Below are 15,831 nucleotides of genomic sequence, written 5' to 3' on the forward strand. Positions count from 1 at the left end.
GTGCGACCCTTCCCCGGCCCTGATGAGGGCCGGGGAGGGTGAGCCACGCCCGTCCGAAGCGCGCCGTGCTGGATGACGAAGATACCGTGCCGGCCGTCCAGCGTGCCCTCGATCCGTTCGGAGGCCCCCACCGCCAAAGCCCGCACGTCTATACCGCGCCCGCCGCGCACGCGTACGCCCTTCGGAGCAGCACCTCGCGCTCCGGCGCATTCCGGGTCAGCTGCGCGGCCCGCTCGAATTCGACCCGGGCCTCGTCCATCCGCCCGAGCTTGGCGAGCAGGTCGCCGCGCACCGCGGGCAGCAGATGGTAGTCCCGCAACGCCGGATGTGAGGTCAGCTCGTCGACGATGCCCAGCCCGGCCGCCGGGCCACGCGTCATCGACACCGCCACGGCGTGATTGAGCCGCACCACCGGTGAAGGAGCCACGTGGAGGAGCGTCTCGTAGAGGACCGCGATCTGTCCCCAGTCGGTGTCCTCGGCCCGCCGCGCCTGGGCGTGGCAGGCCGCGATGGCCGCCTGCAGCACGTACGGCCCGACCGGGCGGTCCAGATCGCCGGCGCGCAGCAGGGCGGTGAAGCCGCGCCGGATGAGCAGCTGGTCCCAGCGGCCGCGGTTCTGCTCCGCCAGCGTGACGGGCCTGCCGTCCGGATCCACCCGAGCCCGGAATCGGGATGCCTGGATCTCCATGAGCGCCACCAGGCCGTGCACCTCGGGCTCCTCCGGTGCGAGCTCGGCGAGCATGCGGCCCAGCCGCAGCGCCTCCCGGCACAGCTCGGGCCGCAGCCAGTCGTCGCCCACCGTGGCCGAGTAGCCCTCGTTGAAGACCAGGTAGACGACTTCGAGCACCGAGGCGAGGCGCGCGGCGCGTTCCGGCGCCGGCGGCACTTCGAAGGGAATGCGCTTCTCGCCGAGAGTCCGCTTGGCCCGCACGATCCGTTGCGCGATGGTCGGCTCGGCGACCATGAACGCACGGGCGATCTCCTCGGTGCTCAGGCCCCCGAGCAGCCGCAGCGTCAGTGCGACGCGGGACGGGGTCGGCAGCACCGGATGGCAGGCGATGAAGATCAGCCGCAGGACGTCGTCGGTGAGGTCCTCGTCGTCGATCACCGCGTCGAAGTCGGCCGTCCCATCGTGGATCGCCGAACGTTGCTGGTCGGCGAAGGTGTGACCGAGCTGCGCGACCTTGTCGTCGAGCCGGTCGTTACGGCGCAGCCGGTCGACTGCCCGATGCTTGGCGGTGACCGTCAGCCAGCCGCCCGGGTTGTCGGGAACGCCCGTCCGCGGCCAGTCCTGCAACGCGGCGACCAGCGCGTCCTGGGCCAGCTCCTCGGCCAGGCCGACGTCGCGGACGAGCCGGGTCAGGCCGGCCACGATGCGGGCCGACTCCAGCCGCCACACCGTTTCCACGGTGCGGCGAGCTTCGGCTTCAGATACGGCGTCGGTCACCGGCCCGGAGATCTCAATCCTCGGGGCCGTAGACCCGGCGGACGTCGCCCTCGCCGTCACCGACGACCGTCCAGAAACGCTTGGCCAGCTCGATCGCCTCGTCCTCGGTGCGCGCCTCGATCAGGGCGAAGCTGACGATCGACTCCTTCGCCTCGGCATACGGGCCGTCGGTCAGGGTGACCTGGCCGCTCTTTGCTGAGAAGTGGGTGCCCTTGGGATCGAGCCCGCCGCTGGCCAGCAGGACGCCGGCCTGGGTGAGCTCCTCCACGAAGCGCCCCATCTCGGCGAACAGCTCGGGGGTGGCGGCGGGACCGCCACCGTTGGTCGTCATCAGAAACCGCATGACAGTCCTATCGCTCGGCCGCCGAACCCTCCCCATCGTCGCACAAAGAATCTTCGAATCATTTCGCCGACCGTGTCGATCCGGGCCGAGGTCGTTCGCTGCACCAGTAGAGGACGACTTAGCCGAAGGAGAAACAACATGCGGAAGATCGTTGCCGGGCTGCACATGTCGCTGGACGGCGTCATCGAGTCGCCGGAGAAGTGGAGCTTCGACTACTACTGCGACGAGATCGGGCAGTCGATCAAGTCCCGCCGCGACGCCACCGACACGCTGCTGCTCGGCCGGACCATGTACCAGGAGTTCGCCGCGATCTGGCCCGGACAGAGCGGGGAGGTCGCCGACTTCATGAACAACACGCCGAAACTGGTGGCGTCGACGACGCTGACCTCACTCGACTGGGCGGGCACCACCCTGATCGACGGGGACGTCGTGGCGGCCCTGACCGCACTCAAGCAGCAGCCTGGCAGGAACATCACGATCACCGGCAGCGCCACCCTGGTCCGGTCGCTGGTCCACGCCGGAATGCTCGACGAACTGCACCTCTTGGTCTGCCCGATCGTGCTGGGCAGCGGCAAGCGCCTCTTCGACGAGAGCGGCGGGCGGGTGCCGTTGAAGCTGGCCGGCTCGGAGGCCTTCACGACCGGCGTCGTCCACCTCACCTATCAGCAGGCCTGACCGGTTCAACCGCTCGGAAGGAACGATCAACATGGCGAAATTCACGACCGTCGACGAGTATCTGGCCGCCCAGCCCGAGCCGCTGCGGGCCATCGCCGAGAAACTGCTGCCCATCATCGACGCGGTGCTGCCCGGAGCCGGCGCGCTGTGGCAGGGGCATCCGGTGTGGAGTCTCGGCGCGGCACCGGGCAAGAATCCGGTCTGCCTGATCAAGGCGTACACGTCCTATGTGACGTTCGGTTTCTGGAAGGGCCGGGAGCTCGTCGACGACTCCGGCCGGATGGACACCACAGGTGGCATGGCGCACATAAAGATCCGGACCGCGGCGGACATCGACGCCGAGCTGTTCACCGCCTGGCTGATGCAGGCCCGCGACCTGGAGCGCTCCGCACCGCAACACCGATGACGCCGTCGCATCAGATCGCGGTGCCGGCGCAGGACGGTGTCCGGCCGGAAGAGAAGCCGCAGCCGGCGTAGGGCCTCGCGGGGCAGCGAGGTCAGGAGAGCGGCGAGTCTCACCCTGGTGTCGGCGCCGAGTTGGCGTTCCAGGACGGTGACCTGGAGACGTAGGCCCGATCGATCACCGGCACCGGCGGGGCGTACGACTCGCCGGACAGCGTGACCGTGACGTGCTGCGCGCAGTCCCGGGCGCGGCAATCGACGTACTTGACCGCCGAATCGCGAATGTCCTGGTACGCCAGCACCGGCCGGGTGACGTGCGGGCGCGCGCAGGCCTTGTTCCCGCAGTACAGGTGGCCGCTCCTGGCGTAGCACGGCGGGTTCCCGTGAGCCTGGGCCATAACCTGCGCCTGCGCCTGTGCCGGAGACGACACCAGCAGGCTCGTGCCGATCAGCGCGAGCCCGCCGGTCGCCATCGCGATCTTCGTGTGGAATCACATTCCATCCGTTATGGATGCGATTTGCCGCCTTGTATGGCCCGCCTGCTCAAGAAGTGGTGTACACGATCTTGCTGGTGTGAGAGAAGTTCGACACGACGATCTCCCGCGTGAACCGCCCGGTCCTCGGCAGGTCCTCGGCCGACACCTCGTACGTGAACTGCTGCAACGCCTCCATCACCCGGCCGCCGATCACCACCGCCCTGCGCGCGACGTAGATCGCCCCCCACGGACAGCGGTTGTAGCTGCCGAGCTGCCTGCCCTGGGCGTCGGTCGCGTACGTGATGGCGCTCGCCCTGAACGCCGCGTCGATCTCCATCTGGATGCGGAGGGTCGCGGCGGGATCGGGGTCGCTGCGCCACAGCTCCTTGATGGCCTGCTGGGCACGGAGGTTCGCCTGCAACACGGCCCGCTGCGGCCGGCCGGTCAGGCACCAGGGGTCGAAGGGACGACGTCGGTCAGGAGGAGGCGGCGGAGCAGGCGGGACCGGTGGCGGGGCCGTGCGGGAGGCCGATGGTGGGACCGATCTTGGGGCAGGCTGGGAGGCTGGTGGTGGGGCCGGGCGGGTCGTGCGTCCCCGATATCCGGCGATCAACTGGGGCATCGCGATCAACTGGCCGAGGTGGTAGTAGCTTTCCAGCGCTCGTTGCAGCCGCTCCTCGACCTCCTCGTGCATGCGCGGCCCCGGATCGGCGTCCAGCAGGCCCTCCCCGTAGTCGGCCGCGGTCGCCGCCTCGGCCATGAGCTGGCGCAGCCGCCGCAGGTCCGGCTGGTGCCGGTCGGGGTGCGCGACCGTCTGCTCGAAGACGCCGAGCGCCACTTCGGCGTGCTCCCGTACGGCGCGGGCCGCCGCCAGCATGCCGCGCAGGTGCGGCAGCGGGCACGGGGTGGCCTCGGCCCACGCGGGCAGGCCGGCGGGCAGTTCGAGCTCCCTCTCCACCTGGTAGCCGGGATTGCTCTCGGCCTGGCGGGCACGGGAGACCCACCCCTCGACCTGGGCGAAGCAGGCGGCCACCTGCCTGTAGGTGACCTCGGGTACGTATCCGACGGTGCTGGGGTCGGCGGCGTAGTCGGCGTCGAGCAGGTGCTCACCGATGCTCTGCAGGACGAACGCGCTCCAGGTGCACAGCAGCTGCCCAGCTCCGGATCGCGGGCTGTACCACAGGTCCACGCCCTCCTGGGCAAGCCGGCCGCGCAGCTCCTCGGCTCGTTCCAGCTGCGTGTAGACCAGACCGCCCGCCCGCCGGTAGGCCTCCAGCTCGTCCGCCCGCGCCTCGCCCCTGAACGCGGCGGCCATCCGCGTCACGAGCGTCGGCTTCCCCTGATCCTGAGCCATGTGTCTCCTCCGTCGCCCGCCCAAGCCCCCGCGAAGATCCTAATGTGCTCCGATTTATCCGCCACGCCTTTCCTCCTGGAAGCCGCTATATCCGAGATAAATCACGAGCCATTACTACTGGCCAGGACCGACGACGAGAACTGCGCTGACCATGAGAATGTCGACCACCGCCGCGGTAACGGCAGCCTGCGTGACCGCACTGGTGCGCGCGCCATCACCGGCCGGCGCGGGCAAGACGAAGGCGTACCTGCAGCTCAACATCGCGGGCAGCTCGATGCACAAGGGCGGCACCGAACCCCGCCAGGGAGGTGGTGCGGCAGGTGACCGCCAAGCAGCCATACGTCGTGACGCTCAACGAAGTCTGCGCACCCAGTTCGACTACATCAAGAGCAAGCTGTCCGCCGCCGGCTACCGCGCCTGGCACGACCGTACCGGGGTGTATTGCAAGGACGGCAGCGCCTGCGCCACCCACATTCCGTGGGGTGCCAGGGACCAGGCCGCGCAGATCAGGGCCGTCGCCGACCGGGCGCGGGCGTTCAGGGACAGGGGCTACCGGGTGATCCTCGGCGGCGACTTCAACATCATCCCCACCAGCTCCAAGATGGACCCGCATGTACGACAGCTGCTACCTGTGGGGCTCGAATACCCGACTCACATGGTGACCCGCAGCTCTTAACAAGCGGGCGGATCTTGAGCGCCGCCGTCTAAGCGATCGCTCAGAACACGTGTGCAGTCGCTCAACTCGATTGAACGCCTGCTTAAAAGATGATCTTCGCTCATTAAGCACTTGCAGGTGAGACCATCGGACGTGATTTTCGGCACTCGCAGAGCCAGCTGACCGCTTGTGGCTGGCGGCTCTCTCGCACTTGGTGCCCCGCCATCACTGGGGGAAGATCTTCCCGATCACTCTGGTCACCCTGCTGGCCTGGCATTGCAAACTCGTGGCCAAGAAGTGGGACTACCGCGGACGGCGCCGTCCCGGACGACCGCCCACGACAGCTGCGGTCAAGGCCCTCATCCTGCGTTGAAGCACACGGGTACCAGCGACAACAGGTACACGGTGCCGCCGCTGCGCGACAACGAAGCGCAGGACCCACCGGTCAAGGGTGTTCTCGGCACCGAGAAGCCTAAGATCATCCCGGGCAACTGGGCGGCTCCCAAGGGCACCGACCCGAACCGGGTGGAGCCGGGCGATCCCCTCACCAAGGACAAGTCCGGTAACCAGCCGAAGAACCGGAACGTCTTCTCCCGGTCGTTCAAGGTGGTCCTGAAGAGCTTCTACGACCGCAACCGGGTCCTGCCCGACGACAAGTTCTGGGTCTGGATCGTCAACTGATCCCAGAATTGCCCTGATCTGTGGACGCCGTATTCGGAGTGCCGTCAAGGCGGCACTCCGAACACGGGCGCCCGACCACATGGAGACGACGAGATGACCGACATTCGAACCGCACTGCCAGAGCGCGACCAATATGAACTGCTGACGGCGCACGGGTTCGACACAACCTTCTTCGGGCTCTGGATAGAACGGGACGATCTCGACGAGCTCGCCGGGCTGATGCGCCTCGACCCGCAATCCAGGCGCGATGTGCGGTTGATCCAAGAAGCGGCCACGATGACAGACTGGTCCGTCTCGATCGATGAGAAAGACAGTCTCTGGATCGGACCCCACAGTCCCGGCTGGTCCGTAGTGATCGGCGTCAGCGGTCCGGAAACGGGTGGATGGTGGCTCAGCTCAGGAGACCGCGCAATGTTCATGGTCGACTGGGACCGGGAAATCGACGGCCTCTCCGACCTCGCCTACTACCGGGACGGAAACTTGGTCGCCGAGATCCCGGCATTTCCCTCCGGTGAGTTCATGCCCGGGCCGGAATTCGAGCCCTATGCCCATGGTCTCCCCCGTGGCGGAGACCTGAACGCGGGTGAGGAGAAGCTGGCGCACGCTTTTCTCACCGTCGTGGGACGGATGACAGGCCGCTTCCTCGACGAGGACTGGTTCCATACTCTGGGCCGCGCCTATGGCGTCCCGTCCCGTTCGGCCTGAGCCTGAATCCGCGGCTCGGCCTCGCGTGACCCACGCCGGCCGCTTCCCATCCTGATCGCGGCCAGGTCCTTCGGCGAAGCGCACAGACCTGGCCGGATTCTTTTCCTCGTTCGTTCTGTCTGCCGGTGCGGGGCTCAAGAACTCAAATCACCTCCAGCGCGAAGCCTTCCTCCACACCGCGCAGGGCCTGAACCGTCCTGGCTTTGATGGAGACTTCAGTGGTTGATTGCTAGGGCTTCGTTGGGGTGGTGTCCCGCTCGGAAATACGGTTTCGTGCTGTGAGCTGGTGTTTTGCTGCTGATCAGGGCGGTGGCTGCGACCATCTCGAGGTGGTGGTGTCGCTGGCTTACGGGTTGGTGAGGGGCTTGTTCCGCCTGCTGACCGTGCTGATCCGCTCTGATCTGTCGAAGAACGTTGAGCTGCTGGTGCTGCGTCAGGAGAACCAAGTGCTCCGCCGGCAGCTCGGTAGCCGGCCGCGATGGGATCACGCCGATCGGCTCTGGCTTGCAGCGTTGTCGCGACTGGTGCGCCGCCGCCGCCGGTGGGCGGAGGTGTTCCCGGCCACCCCAGCGACGATCCTGCGCTGGCACCACCACCTGGTAGCGCGTAAATGGACCTTCACCGACAGGCGGCGCCCGGGACGCCCCCGCACCCGCCGGCCGGTCCAAGCACTGATCGTGCGGATGGCACGGGAGAACCCGAACTGGGCGCACCGGAGAATCCAGGGCGAGCTGGCCCACCTGGGCTACACCATCGCCACCTCCACGGTGTGGGAAATCCTCCACGCCGCCGGTAGCGATCCCGCACCCCGCCGGGCCGCCAGCCCGACCTGGCGGCAGTTCCTCACCGCGCAAGCCCACTCGATCATCGCCTGCGACTTCCTCGTGGTCGAGACGATAATGCTCAAAGGGCTGTACGTGATGGTCTTCATCGAGCACGGCACCCGGAAACTGCAACTGGCCGGACCAACCGCACACCCCACCGGCGCATGGACTGCGCAGCAGGCCCGCAACCTAGCCATAGATCTGGGTGACCGCAGCACCGGGCTACGGTTCCTGATCCACGACCGAGACCCGCTCTTCGCCCCGGCGTTCAGGGAGGTCTTCACAGCTGAAAGGCTGCGGCTGGTCACCACGCTGCCGCGAACGCCAAGGATGAACGCCATCTGCGAACGGGTCATCGGCACCCTGCGCCGCGAACTCCTCGACCGGATCCTGATCCTCAACGAACGCCACCTGGTCGGATAGGGCCGCGTACCGGCCGCCGGATCGCATCAGCTCGTCGTGGGTTCCCCGCTCGGCCACCTGGCCTCCCTCGATGACGAGGATCTGGTCCGCGTCGCGCACGGTGCTCAGCCGGTGGGCGATCACGACGCGCGTCAGCGGCAGGGCCGCGAGGTTGTGCTCGATGGCCGCCTCGGCCACGGTGTCCAGGTGGCTGGTGGCCTCGTCGAGCAGCAGGATCCGCGGCTCGGGCAGCAGTGCCCGCGCGAGGGCGATCCGCTGCCGCTGGCCGCCGGACAGGCCGCCGCCTTCCGTGAGCATCGTCTCGTACCCCATGGGCATGGCCATGATGTCGTCGTGGACGTGCGCCAGCCTGGCGGCGGCCACTATCCGCTCCAGCGCGGCGCCGGGGACGGCCAGGGCGATGTTCTCCCTGATGGTCCCGGTGAAAAGGTGCGGGTCCTGGGTGACCACGCCGAATCGGCCGCGTAGCCAGCCCGGGTCCATGTCGCGCGCGGACGTCCCGTCGTAGCGGACCTCGCCCTCGACCGGCTCGTACAGGCCGAGCAGGATCCTGCCCAGCGTGCTCTTGCCCGACCCCGAGCTACCCACCAACGCGACCTTCTGTCCTGGATCGATCCTGAGTGTGACGCCTCTGAGCGTCCAGGGGGAACGTGGATCGAAGCGGAACCCGATGCCGCTCAGCGCCACCTCCCCGCGCAGCCGTGGCCGCGCGCCGCCGCTGCGTTCCGGCTCGGCCTCGACGATGTCGGCGAGCCGCTCGACGTGGGCTCCGGCCTCCTGGAGCTCCTGAAGGCTGGTCAGCAGGGAGGTCAGCGGGGTGAGCGCGGAGACGGCGAGCGCGTTGAGCGCGAGCATCGTTCCCAGGCTCAGCCCTCCGTCGAGCACCCGGCCCGCGCCCACGAGCAGCAGCAGCGCGGGGGCGAGGATCCTGATGCCGGACAGGGCCGCGTCCAGGAGCCCGCGGGTCAGGCCCAGGCGCAGGTCGGCGTTCATCTGGGCGGTGAACATCGCTGACCACCGCTCGACGGCACGCCGTTCCGAGCTGGACGCCTTGATCGACTCGATGCCCCGGAGGGACTCGATGAGGTGGCCCTGGGTCGTGGCGGCGGCGGTCAGCCCGCGCCCGGTGAGGTCGGCGATCCGTCTTCGGGTGAGGAGCAGCAGGACGACCTGGATGGTCGCCATCGCGGCCAGGCACCCGCCGAGTGCGGGGTCGCCGGCCAGCACGAGGCTCATGAGCACCACGGCCAGCGGGCCGTCGAGGAGCGCTGACAGCACCTGGCCGGACAGCATGGCTCTCAGGCTGGCCGCGCTCTGTGTGCTCATGACCAGGTCGCTCGTCCCGCGCAGGGTGAAATACCCGTAAGGCACCGCGAACAGCCGTCCGATCACCCCGCCCGTGAACTCCGTGTCGGCCCGTGCCCGCAGCATGAGGAGCACGGCCGTACGCAGGTAATTGAGGATCGCCTGGACCAGCACCACGATCGGCAGGCCGACGATGAGGACGCGCAGCAGATATCGGTCGCCGCCGGGCAGCACCTCATCGACGACAAGCCCGGAGAGCAGAGGCAGCACGAGCGCGGCCACCTGCAGGAGCAGTGAGGCGAGCAGCGCCTGGATCAGCAGGCCACGGTGGCGGATGAGCAGGGCGCGCAGCAGGTTCGCGCGCCACGGGCGCCGCTCGGGCCCCTGGACGCTGAAGTCCGGGCCCGGCTCGAAGGCCAGCACGACCCCGGTGAACCCGAGGTCGAACTCCTCCGGCGTGAGCCGGCGCCGCCCGGAGGCCGGATCGACGACCTCGACGGCCTCCGGGCGCCAGCGTTCGACGACCAGGAAGTGGTTGAACTCCCAGTGCACGACGAACGGCCCCGGCACCGAGCCGAGCCGCTCGGGCGCGATCGAGAACGCCTTGGCGCGCAAGCCGTACGACTTGGCGGCCTCGACGATCGCGAAGGCGGTCAGCCCGTCCCTGGACACCTGGACATCCGCGGCGACCTCACGCACGCTCGCGCGGCGCCCGTGGTGCCCGAGCACCATCGCCAGGCACGCCGCGCCGCAGTCTGCCATCGTGTTCTGCCTCAGCACGGGAACCCTGGCCCGTCTCATCACGCGCCACCGAGCGCGGGAAGGACGCCGAGCAGCACCACGATCGCGAGCGCCAGCGCGAGCAGGCCCACGTAGATCCACAGCCAGGCCACGAGTGTCCTGGAGACGCGATAGGGCCGCTCGACGTGCCGCCGGACGCCCTGATGGTGGTGGACCGCCTTTTCCCGGTACGGAAGCGGCTTCACCTGCTCGCCGTCCGTTCTGCGACTCCCCAGAACCACTCGATCTTGGCCGAGTTCCTGCGCTCCTCGATCCAGTCGCTGAAGATCCGGCGTTCGGCGAGGTCGCGTACGGTCTCGTCGAGCACGGCCGGCTCCACCGCCAAGACCTTGACCAGCAGGTGCCCATGCTCCACGGGAAACGGCCCGGCGATCGTCCCCGGAGGGGCCTCGAAGATCCGCTCCGCCATCGCCCCATCGAGGTCGCCCCGGCGGAGGGTGGCGAACACCTCGCCCGGACGGGCGCTGCCGTCGGCGAAGGCCCGCTCGACCGTGTCGAGGAACCCGGCCGCGTCGGGCACAGCCGGTTCGGCGACGAACACCGCCCGCGCGACGCGGGCGACGTCGAGCTCGCGGCCGTGTTCGGCGAACCACTCCGCCACCCGTCCCGCGGCCACCCGCGAGCGGAGCGCGGCGACGGCGGCCTCAAGAGCGACCAGCTCCTCCAGCTCCTGGTGGGAGATGCGGTTGCGCTCCATCCAGGCCCGGGTCGCCTCCCCGGTCAGCAGAGCGCGAGCGCGGCGGAAGGCGTCCATCGCCTCCTGCAGCGCGGCGTCGCTCAGCGGTTCCCGCGTCTCCTCCAGTTCCTCACGTACGAGGCTGTCGGCGACCAGCCGATCGGCCAGCGCGGACTCGTCCCAGATGAAGTCCAGGCAGGCGATCGCCCTGGCCACCGGCGTCTGGATGCCGTTCACCCGAAGCAGCAGGTGCTCGCCCGCACGGTGCACGCCGCGCAACGGCCACGGCAGGGCCCGGTCCGCGCACCAGGACAGCGAGATCGTGGCGCCGTCGCCGTCCTTGATGAGCAGGGCGTGGTGCAGCGATCCGTCGAACTCCTCGCGCTGGGCGACCAGTCGCGTCCGGGCCTGCGGGTACGTCGCGCGGAATCCCTCCAGGCCGTGCTCGGGCGTGCCCGAGCTGAGCAGATCGACCGCGTCGGCGAGTATCGGTCCGTACGTCATCGTTTCACTCCGCTCTTGAGCAGTTCGCCGATCGCCGCGCTGATCGGCAGCCCGGTCGCGTCCTCGATCCACAGGAACTGACCGTTCGGGTTGATCTCCAGGAAGACGTGGCGGCCGTCCGGCGTGAGGATCAGGTCGATCGCGCCGTAGGACAACCCGAGCCGCTCGACCAGCTCCAAGCAGCGCCGGGAGACCTCTCCGGGCAGGTCGTGCGCCAGCATGGGAGTGGCGCCCGGGTCGTAGTGCCGCCAGTCGTATCGTGTGTGGTTGCTGACCTGCGAGTGGATCTCCGCCGCGAAGATCTCGCCGCCCACCACCGTCACCCGCACCTCGACCCGCTTGGGAACGTACGCCTGGACGATGATCGGGCATAGGCGCAGGGCGCCGGCATGACCGAGGTCCGCCGGAGTCACGGGCGCCGCGAACCGCCCGAACCGCTCACCGTCCGCCTCCAGCCGATTGCCGTGGACGGGCTTGGTGATCACTTGGCCTTCGTGCCGGTCGTAGAAGTCGAGAAAGCACTCGGGATCGTTCGTGATCAGCGTCGCGGGCAGGTGAAAGCCCAGCTGCCTGGCGACTTCGAGCTGGTACGCCTTGCGCCCCGCGCGGTCGATGACCGATCTGGAGGCGGGGACCTTGAGGCATCCCAGACCGTCCCACACGCTTTCGACCATGACGCGGCACTCCTCTTCGACGTGGTCGCGGGCGACGGTCAGTGGGTGGGCCACCGGATTCCCCGGGCGGCGATACCAGATCGCGGTCAGCTCGTCGAGGGCGAGACGGCGTCCGCCACGGCCGAGGGTCCGGACGGTCGAGCCGTCTCCCGGATGGCCGATCTCCAAGGTGGCCGCGGCGGGGAACCGCGCGGGATCGAAGACGGTGACATCCGCCCCGGCGAGCGCCCCCACGACACGTTCGGCGTGCTCGTCTCCGGCGCAGGTCAGTATGAGGATCATCAGCGTGGTTCCGGTCGGGGGCGCGACCTGGATCGCGCCCCCGCGGCTCACTAGTTGCTGTCGCCGGAGGTGTGCGAGTGGTTGCCGTGGATCACGATGACCTGGCTCTTGACGCCGCCGCTCACCTGGAGCAGCTGGCCCTCGTCGAGCTCAGCGCCCAAGGCCGCGATGTTGTCGAGACTGGTACGCGTCTTCCCCATATTCACTCACCCTTTTGTCCGCATGGGGAGCCGAATGCGCCCCCATCGCATGGATGACGTTAGAGAGGCGGTGCACAGGGCGTCGTCCGCCGAGTGGATGATCAGGTGTCATCCTGGAGGTGGAGCAGCGGCCCGCTGCCTCAGCGGACCTCCGGGGCCTGACCCAGCAGCGCCGCGGACGTCGACCGCTCCGGTGCGCCGATGATCGTGAACAACGCGTGGGCCTGTCCCCAAAGGCGACGGGCCTGCTCACCAGCCGTACCCTGCACGGCATGGCCGAGCGTCATCAGGGCGCGAGCATGATCCAGCCGCTGCCCGGATCGCCGTGCGTGTTCCAGGGCTTGCTCGCACGCCTCGACACACTGCTCGCCGTCGCCCACCGCCAGGTGGATGGCGGCGAGCAGGCCGTGCAGCCGTGGCAGGTTGAGAAGATTGGACGTGAGCGCCAGCTTCAGCGACCGGTCCGCCTCGTCACGCGCGTCTCCGTACCGGCCCTGGCGATAGTGGAACTCCGCGCGGCCGAGCAGCACCTCGTCCAGGTCGATGCCCGTGTGCTCGGCCAGCTCCAGCGCGCCGTCGAGGTGGGCGAGCGTGCTGTCCGCCCTGCCGAGCTCCAGCTCCGCTCCCGCCAGGCCGGTCAGCGAGGCGATCTGGCACCGCCGGTTCCCGACTTCCTCGGCGATGGCCAGACTCCGGCCGAAGACGTCGATCGCCCGCTCGTGGTGGCCGACGTCGCGGTGCACCCAGCCGAACGTTTCGTACGTCACCGCCTCGGCGTACCGCAACCCGCCGGTCTGGGCCACGTCCAGCGCCTCATGAAGAGATTCCAGCGCTTCGGGGAAGCGGGCCTGCCTCCTGCGCACGAGGGCCAGATTGACCAGGGTCAGCGTCTGGAGATGTCGATCGCCGGACTCCCTGATCAAGGGGAGGCAGGCCTGCAGGCATTCCTCCGCACGGTCCAGACGGGCGAGCATGAGGTAGGCCGAGGCCAGGTTGTTCAGCCCGCCTGCTTCGCCGCGCCCCGACCCGAGGGTGTGATGGATCTTCACCGATCGCCGGTACCGCGGGATGGCCTTGTGCGGCTCTCCCAGCTGTTTGAGCACCACGCCGGAGCCTTGGAGCGCTCTGGCCTCGCCCAGCGGCCAGCCCGCCCGGCGAGACAGCGCCAGCGCGCGCTCGTAGTGGTCCATGGCCCTCTTGAGATCGGCCATGCGCCATCGGGCGAGTCCGAGCGAGTGGTGCATCGCGGCCTGCGCTCTGAGGTTCCGCTCGTCCTCGGCGGCGGCCAGCGCGATCTCCGCGAGACGCAGCCACTCCCCCCGGGTCCGCCGGTGGTGCAGGACGTCCGTCAGGGCCTCGACCAGCAGCCACGCGTACGGCCGCAACCCGTGCGCGGCGGCGTACGACACGGCTGCTACGAGGTTGTCCCACTCGATGTCGAGCCAGGCCAGGGCGTCCGCCGCGGCGTCGAAGGTCGTCGGCGTGACCTCCGGCCGAACCCTGTCGTAGTCGAGCTCCGCGACTTCGAAGCCGGCCACCGCGGCGGCGCCGACGACCGTGCACAGGTAGTGGTCGAGCAGCCCCCGCACAGCGGCCCACCGCTCGCTCGCGGAGTCCTCGGCGAGGCTCCGCTGTACGGCGTACTCCAGCACCAGGTCATGAGCGGCGAAACGGTGCGGCCCCGTTTCCTTGATCAGGTGGATCCGCGCCACCGTACTGAGAAGGTCCTCCGCGCGGTCGCGGCTGGTCCCCGTCAGGGCGGCTGCCGCCGCCGGGGAGATGCCACCGCCCCCCGCCAGGCCGAGCAGGCGGAACATCCGCTGCGCCGCCGGCGGCAGCGCCTTGTGCGACAGGTCGAGAGCCGCCTGTACGGCCACGCTCTCGTCGCCCTCCACGCGTAACCTCACCAGCCGCCCCCGGTCCGCGAGCTGGCGGACGTAATGGCCGATCATCCGGTGCCCGTGATCGCCGATCCAGGACACGGCTATGGACAGCGCCAGCGGCAGCCGGCCACAGAGCGTCACCAGCTCTTCGGCGGCGTCCGGTTCCCTGAGCAGGCGGTCCTCGCCTATGCCCTGGACGAGCAGTTGGTAGGCCTCCTCGTGGTCCAGCACGTCCAGCGTGAGGCGCTCGATCCCGTCCGTGGCCACCAGGCCGCCCAGCCGGTTACGGCTCGTGACGACGGCCCGGCATCCGAGGTCCCCTGGCAGCAACGCGCGTACCTGCTCCGGGTCGGCGACGTCGTCCAGGACCACCAGCACGCGCCGCCCCGCCAGGAGCGAGCGATAGAGCGCGATCTGAGCGTCCAGCTCGACCGGTATATCCGTTGCCGCCGCGCCGAGCCCCTGTATCAGCAGTTGCAGCGCCTCAGGTAAGGACATCGGCTTCCGCTGGTCGAAGCCCCGCAGGTCGAGGAACAACTGCCCGTCGGGAAAGAGATCGCTCACGCGGCGTGCCCACCGGATCGCCAGCGCGGTCTTCCCCACGCCGGCGGGGCCGACCACGAGCGTCACCCGGCCGGCGTCCATCCGCTGGAGCTCCGCGGAGCGGCCCACGAAGCGGCTGGTGACGGGCGGCAGCTGGCGCGGCACCAGCGCCGGCCTGACCGTCTCGGCCGCAGGCTCCCCTTCGAGCATGCTCTGGTGCAGCCGCTGCAGCTCTCCGCTCGGTTCCACCCCGACCTCGCGTACGAGCCTCGTCCTGAACTCCCGGTAGATCTCCAGGGCGTCGGGGACACGGTAGTCGTCGCGCAGCGCCTGCATGAGCAGGGCGTGGGGCCGCTCCCGGAGCGGTTGTTCGGCGAGGAGCCGGGTCAGGCCGGGGACGGCCGCCCTGCTCCGCCCCATCCCGAGCAGCGCCGCGGCGTGGCCCTCGGCCGCCTCGCGTCTGAGCTCCTCGAGCCGGTACCGCTCCGCATGGGCGACAGGGCCGGCGAGATCGGCAAAGGGGTCGCCGCGCCACAGTGCGAGCGCCTGATCGTACAGATCCAGCGCGGCCTGGTGCCGGTCGTCCCCAGCCACGTGCCGTGCGCTCTCTATCAGAGAGGCGAACTCCTCGGCGTCCACCGCGGCCGCTCCGGCGCGGATCATGTATCCCGGGCTCCGGGTGAGAATGACGTCCCGTCCATGGGGACTGAGCGCCCTGCGCAGTTCGGCGATCAGCGCGCGCAGCCGTGCCGGGGCGGAGGGCGGCAGGTCGTCGCCCCAGAGGCGGTCGGCCAGCCGTTCCGCGGACACCACACCGCCGGCATCCAGGAGCAGGGCCGAGAGCAGCGCCCGCTGCCTGCCGGTCAGGTGGACGGCCCGGCCTTCGACGGTGATCTCCAGAGGGCCGAGGAGGAGGAATCGGACACCGGGGAAGATCACGGTTCGAGGCTAATCCACCTCTCTGACAGGAGCAATTGC

The 15,831-nt window shown here is 69.3% G+C and carries 15 protein-coding genes; 5 read left to right on the forward strand and 10 right to left on the reverse strand.

Translation table 11 applies throughout. From position 1 onward, the window contains the following. Positions 1–148: 148 nt before the first annotated feature. Together ABEA43_RS53595 and ABEA43_RS53600 are read right to left on the reverse strand one after the other, a co-directional pair. A complete protein-coding gene (locus tag ABEA43_RS53595; RefSeq protein WP_345574518.1) occupies positions 149–1,447 on the reverse strand; it encodes an RNA polymerase sigma factor in 1,299 nt (432 codons plus the stop codon). 13 nt (positions 1,448–1,460) lie between these two features. Next, entirely contained in the window at positions 1,461–1,790 is a 330-nt protein-coding gene (locus ABEA43_RS53600; RefSeq protein ID WP_345574520.1) for a YciI family protein, read from the reverse strand. 138 nt (positions 1,791–1,928) lie between these two features. Here ABEA43_RS53600 and ABEA43_RS53605 point away from each other — a divergent pair, with 138 nt between their 5' ends. Together ABEA43_RS53605 and ABEA43_RS53610 are read left to right on the forward strand one after the other, a co-directional pair. Next, a complete protein-coding gene (locus ABEA43_RS53605) occupies positions 1,929–2,465 on the forward strand; it encodes a dihydrofolate reductase family protein (RefSeq protein WP_345574522.1) in 537 nt (178 codons plus the stop codon). A gap of 31 nt (positions 2,466–2,496) precedes the next feature. Beyond that, positions 2,497–2,871 carry a DUF1801 domain-containing protein gene (locus ABEA43_RS53610; protein ID WP_345574524.1) on the forward strand — a complete coding sequence of 125 codons (375 nt, stop codon included), beginning with the start codon at positions 2,497–2,499 and terminating at the stop codon, positions 2,869–2,871. Positions 2,872–2,980: 109 nt separating this feature from the next. On the opposite strand, the gene ABEA43_RS53615 is transcribed toward ABEA43_RS53610, so the two are convergent. Next, entirely contained in the window at positions 2,981–3,340 is a 360-nt protein-coding gene (locus tag ABEA43_RS53615; RefSeq protein WP_345574526.1) for a hypothetical protein, read from the reverse strand. 70 nt (positions 3,341–3,410) lie between these two features. Beyond that, entirely contained in the window at positions 3,411–4,697 is a 1,287-nt protein-coding gene (locus tag ABEA43_RS53620) for a hypothetical protein (protein ID WP_345574528.1), read from the reverse strand. A 190-nt stretch (positions 4,698–4,887) separates the two neighbouring features. On the opposite strand from ABEA43_RS53620, the gene ABEA43_RS53625 reads away from it, so the two are divergent. From ABEA43_RS53625 to ABEA43_RS53635, 3 genes are all read left to right on the forward strand, one after another. Continuing rightward, positions 4,888–5,373 carry an endonuclease/exonuclease/phosphatase family protein gene (locus ABEA43_RS53625; RefSeq protein WP_345574530.1) on the forward strand — a complete coding sequence of 162 codons (486 nt, stop codon included), beginning with the start codon at positions 4,888–4,890 and terminating at the stop codon, positions 5,371–5,373. Between the two features lie 348 nt (positions 5,374–5,721). Beyond that, on the forward strand, positions 5,722–6,033 hold the full coding sequence (locus ABEA43_RS53630) for a hypothetical protein (protein ID WP_345574533.1): 312 nt from the start codon (positions 5,722–5,724) through the stop codon (positions 6,031–6,033). A 93-nt stretch (positions 6,034–6,126) separates the two neighbouring features. After that, positions 6,127–6,738 carry a hypothetical protein gene (locus ABEA43_RS53635; RefSeq protein WP_345574535.1) on the forward strand — a complete coding sequence of 204 codons (612 nt, stop codon included), beginning with the start codon at positions 6,127–6,129 and terminating at the stop codon, positions 6,736–6,738. Positions 6,739–7,784: 1,046 nt separating this feature from the next. On the opposite strand, the gene ABEA43_RS53640 is transcribed toward ABEA43_RS53635, so the two are convergent. The 6 genes from ABEA43_RS53640 to ABEA43_RS53665 form a co-directional block, all read right to left on the reverse strand. Then, positions 7,785–10,091, reverse strand: a complete 2,307-nt coding sequence (locus ABEA43_RS53640; RefSeq protein WP_345574537.1) for a peptidase domain-containing ABC transporter — start codon at positions 10,089–10,091, stop codon at positions 7,785–7,787. Next, a complete protein-coding gene (locus ABEA43_RS53645) occupies positions 10,091–10,276 on the reverse strand; it encodes a hypothetical protein (RefSeq protein WP_345574539.1) in 186 nt (61 codons plus the stop codon). The genes ABEA43_RS53640 and ABEA43_RS53645 overlap by 1 nt, the downstream gene beginning before the upstream one ends. Then, a complete protein-coding gene (locus ABEA43_RS53650; RefSeq protein WP_345574541.1) occupies positions 10,273–11,271 on the reverse strand; it encodes a TIGR04500 family putative peptide maturation system protein in 999 nt (332 codons plus the stop codon). The genes ABEA43_RS53645 and ABEA43_RS53650 overlap by 4 nt, the downstream gene beginning before the upstream one ends. Beyond that, on the reverse strand, positions 11,268–12,227 hold the full coding sequence (locus ABEA43_RS53655; protein ID WP_345574543.1) for an MvdC/MvdD family ATP grasp protein: 960 nt from the start codon (positions 12,225–12,227) through the stop codon (positions 11,268–11,270). Before ABEA43_RS53655 ends, ABEA43_RS53650 begins: the two co-directional genes overlap by 4 nt. 50 nt (positions 12,228–12,277) lie before the next feature. Further along, on the reverse strand, positions 12,278–12,427 hold the full coding sequence (locus tag ABEA43_RS53660; RefSeq protein WP_345574545.1) for a hypothetical protein: 150 nt from the start codon (positions 12,425–12,427) through the stop codon (positions 12,278–12,280). 140 nt (positions 12,428–12,567) lie between these two features. Continuing rightward, a complete protein-coding gene (locus ABEA43_RS53665; RefSeq protein ID WP_345574547.1) occupies positions 12,568–15,792 on the reverse strand; it encodes an AfsR/SARP family transcriptional regulator in 3,225 nt (1,074 codons plus the stop codon). Positions 15,793–15,831: the final 39 nt, after the last annotated feature.

It is taken from the genome of Nonomuraea rosea (genome assembly GCF_039539705.1).
GTDB classification, from domain to species: Bacteria; Actinomycetota; Actinomycetes; order Streptosporangiales; family Streptosporangiaceae; genus Nonomuraea; species Nonomuraea rosea.